The 3543-nt window shown below is 73.6% G+C and carries 4 protein-coding genes; all 4 read right to left on the minus strand.

The genetic code is table 11. The features are described 5' to 3' along the window. Nucleotides 1-701: Ppx/GppA phosphatase family protein (locus HCN52_RS21635; protein WP_376767185.1), on the minus strand; the 701-nt coding region annotated here is incomplete at its 3' end. Next, the gene (locus HCN52_RS21640) at nucleotides 698-1249 is read right to left on the minus strand and encodes a DUF501 domain-containing protein (RefSeq protein ID WP_168090123.1); all 552 of its coding nucleotides are present in this window, start codon (nucleotides 1247-1249) and stop codon (nucleotides 698-700) included. The genes HCN52_RS21635 and HCN52_RS21640, both read right to left, overlap by 4 nt. 53 nt (nucleotides 1250-1302) lie before the next feature. Next, nucleotides 1303-1791 (minus strand): FtsB family cell division protein, encoded by a 489-nt coding sequence (locus tag HCN52_RS21645; protein WP_168090124.1) that lies wholly within the window; start codon nucleotides 1789-1791, stop codon nucleotides 1303-1305. 219 nt (nucleotides 1792-2010) lie between these two features. After that, the gene (gene eno / locus HCN52_RS21650; protein ID WP_168090125.1) at nucleotides 2011-3291 is read right to left on the minus strand and encodes a phosphopyruvate hydratase; all 1281 of its coding nucleotides are present in this window, start codon (nucleotides 3289-3291) and stop codon (nucleotides 2011-2013) included. Nucleotides 3292-3543: the final 252 nt, after the last annotated feature.

A 3543-nucleotide genomic window follows, 5' to 3' on the forward strand; every position in this document is an offset into this window, starting at 1 on the left:
GCGCTGCGCAGCTCCACCGTCTCCTCGACGAGGTCCAGCGCCGCCTCGATGTCGGCGCGCAGCGCCGCGACCCGCTCCGGCGCCGGCGGCCCGGCGGGCACGCCGCCGCCCGCGTCGGGGTCGGTGAGGTGGCGCTCGGTCAGCCGGACGCAGCCGATGTCGACGCTGCGCGCCGCCCGGACGGTGTCGGCGCCCAGCACGCACTCGGTGGAGCCGCCTCCGATGTCCACGACGAGGGAGTCGCCGCCGCGTCCGTCGGCGGGCAGTCCGCGGGTCGCGCCGGTGAAGGAGAGCTGCGCCTCCTCGTCGCCGGTGATCACCTCCGGGGTGACGCCGAGCAGCTCGCGGACGCCCGCGGTGAACTCGTCGCGGTTCTCCGCGTCCCGCGAGGCGGAGGTGGCGACGAAGCGGACGGCAGCGGGGTCGACGCCGAGCGCGGTGACCGCCTCCGCGTACTGGCGGCAGGCGGCGAAGGTCCGCTCCAGCGCCTCGGGGGCGAGCCGCCCGGTGCGGTCCACGCCCTGTCCGAGCCGGACGATCTCCATGCGGCGGTCGAGGTCGGCCAGGCGCGAGCCGTCGGCGGCGACGTCGGCGACCAGCAGCCGGATGGAGTTGGTGCCGCAGTCGACCGCCGCGACGCGGGTCGCGCCGTCGGCGGGCGGGGCGTCGGAGCGGGCGTCGGAACGCGGGGTGTCGGTCACTGGTCCTCCTCGGAGCCCCGGGTGCCCTCGGTGCCGCACGGCTGCACGCAGGGGCCCTTGCGCCACCACTCGGGCAGCATGGCGATGGCCTCGTCACCGAGCGGGTTGACGCCCGGCCCGGCCACCAGCGAGTGGCCGACGAGCACATGCAGGCACTTGACGCGGTCCGGCATGCCGCCGGCGCTGGGGAACCCCTCCAGCACCTCGATGGCGTCGCGGCGGCGCAGGTAGTCCTCGTGGGCCGACCGGTAGGCGGCGGCGAGCTCCTCGTCCTGCGCGAGCCGCTCGTTCATCTCGCGCATCACCCCGTCGGACTCCAGGGTCCCGATGGCGGAGGCGGCGCGGGGGCAGGTCAGGTAGTACGTGGTGGGGAACGGGCTGCCGTCCTCCAACCGGGGCGCGGTCTCCACCACGTCGGGGTTGCCGCAGGGGCAGCGGTGGGCGATGGCGCGCAGGCCGCGCGGCGGGCGGCCCAGCTGCTGCCGGAACGCCTCGATGTCGGCGTCGGTCGGCTCGGTGGGTTCGGTGAGCGGGGGTGGGGTGTCCATCTGCTTCAGTCCAGGGTCGGGAGGGGCACGGCGCGACCGCCCGGCAGGCGGCCTCAGCGTGGCTCGTCGGCCCGGTCCACGCCGTCCCAGAGGTTGTCATACCAAGGCCGGTTGGCGCCGCTGCGGTCACGGTGACGGCGGTCGTCCGGCTCGCTGCCGCCCACGTCGGGGAGGGTGAACCCCACCTCGCCGGGACGTACGTAGTGCAGGTGGCGGCGGGCCTGCTGCTCGACGTAGGCCTCGTCCTGCCAGCGCGCCTTCTCGTCCCGGAGCTCCTCGACCCGCTGCTGCGCCTGCTCGGCCTGGCGGCGCTGGTCGCCGATGTCGGAGCGCTGGGAGATGTACTGCCGCAGCGGGTAGGCGAGCGCGACCATCAGCGAGCAGACGACGAGCGCCAGCACGGCGGCGCGGCCGGTGAGCCGCGAGCGGCGGGGCGGGCGGCGCAGCCGCCGGTTCTGCGCGCGGTAGACCCGCTCGGCGGCCTGCTCGCCGAGCACCTTGAGCCTGGTCGTGGTGGAGAACCTGCTCCGGCCCGCGGACACACCGCCTCCTCAGTCACCCGGGAATCCTCGGCCACCGTACGGGACGGGTGCCGGTGGGGGGCGCGTTGGGCCCGGCCGTGGCGCGCGTGTCCGCCGGACACGGTGCGGGGAGGTGTCGCGGGGGTGCGGCACGCGGGCACGCCGACGGCGCCGGGCTGCTGCCCGGCGCCGTCGGGGTGTGAGGGCGCGTCAGCCGTGGCGGCCTCGGCCCTCGCGGTGTCAGCCCTGGAAGCGGGGGAACGCGGAGCGGCCGGCGTAGACGGCGGCGTCGTCCAGGATCTCCTCGATGCGGAGCAGCTGATTGTACTTGGCGACGCGGTCCGAGCGGGCCGGGGCGCCGGTCTTGATCTGGCCGCAGTTGGTGGCGACGGCCAGGTCGGCGATGGTGACGTCCTCGGTCTCACCGGAGCGGTGGGACATGACGCACTTCAGGCCGCTGCGCTGCGCCAGCTCGACGGCGTCCAGCGTCTCGGTGAGCGAGCCGATCTGGTTGACCTTGACGAGGAGGGCGTTGGCGGCCTTCTCGTCGATGCCGCGCTGCAGCCGCTCGGAGTTGGTGACGAACAGGTCGTCACCGACGAGCTGAACGCGGTCGCCGACGCGGGCGGTGATGGTGCTCCAGCCCGCCCAGTCGTCCTCGAACAGCGGGTCCTCGATGGAGACCAGCGGGTAGTCGTCGACGAGACCGGCGTAGTAGTCGGTCATCTCCTCGGCGGTGCGGTCCTTGCCCTCGAAGGTGTAGACGCCGTCCTTGTAGAACTCGGAGGCGGCGCAGTCCAGGGCGAGCGCGATGTCCTGGCCCGGGGTGTACCCGGCGGCCTTGATGGCTTCCAGGATGAGGTCCAGCGCGGCGCGGTTGGAGTCGAGGTTGGGCGCGAAGCCGCCCTCGTCGCCGAGGCCGGTGGAGAGGCCGCGCTCCTTCAGGACCGACTTCAGCTTGTGGTAGACCTCCGCACCCCAGCGCAGCGCCTCGGAGAACGACTCGGCGCCGACCGGCGCGATCATGAACTCCTGGATGTCCACGTTGGAGTCGGCGTGGGCACCGCCGTTGAGGATGTTCATCAGCGGCACGGGCAGCAGGTGCGCGTTGGGGCCGCCGAGGTAGCGGAAGAGCGGCAGGTCCGAGGACTCGGAGGCGGCGTGCGCGACGGCCAGCGAGACGCCGAGGATCGCGTTGGCGCCCAGCGAGGACTTGTCGGCGGTGGCGTCCAGGTCGAACATGGCCTGGTCGATCAGGCGCTGCTCGGTGGCGTCGTAGCCGACCAGCTCGGGGCCGATCTGCTCGATGACGGCGAGGACGGCCTTCTCGACGCCCTTGCCGCCGTAGCGGTTCGGGTCGCCGTCACGCAGTTCGAGCGCCTCGAAGGCGCCGGTGGAGGCGCCGGAGGGGACGGCGGCACGGCCGGTGGAGCCGTCGTCGAGGCCGACCTCGACCTCGACGGTGGGGTTGCCTCGTGAATCGAGGATTTCCCGGGCTACGACGACGTCGATGGACGGCACGCGGTTCTCCTTCGGGTGAGTCTGTCTCAGCCCTCTGAGCCTATCCGCCCGCCGGGGATGCTGCGCCGATCAGCTCACCGATCGGTCCGGTTTGTCGGGTGCCCGAGGACGGGAACGGCATGGAAACCGCAGGTGAGGGCGGGGGTCATCTTTTTGTTTAACGGGGGAAGAAAACCCGGTGGGCGCACCCGTGGTGCGGGTGCGCCCACCAGCGGGGGGGGGGGGGGGGGGGGGGGGGGGGGGGGGGGGGTA

This window comes from Streptomyces bohaiensis (assembly GCF_012033785.1).
Classification (GTDB): domain Bacteria; phylum Actinomycetota; class Actinomycetes; order Streptomycetales; family Streptomycetaceae; genus Streptomyces; species Streptomyces bohaiensis.

Bases quoted from the DNA above. Each gene is read 5' to 3' on its own strand.
- HCN52_RS21640 (WP_168090123.1), bottom strand. From the start codon at position 1,249: ATGGACACCCCACCCCCGCTCACCGAACCCACCGAGCCGACCGACGCC.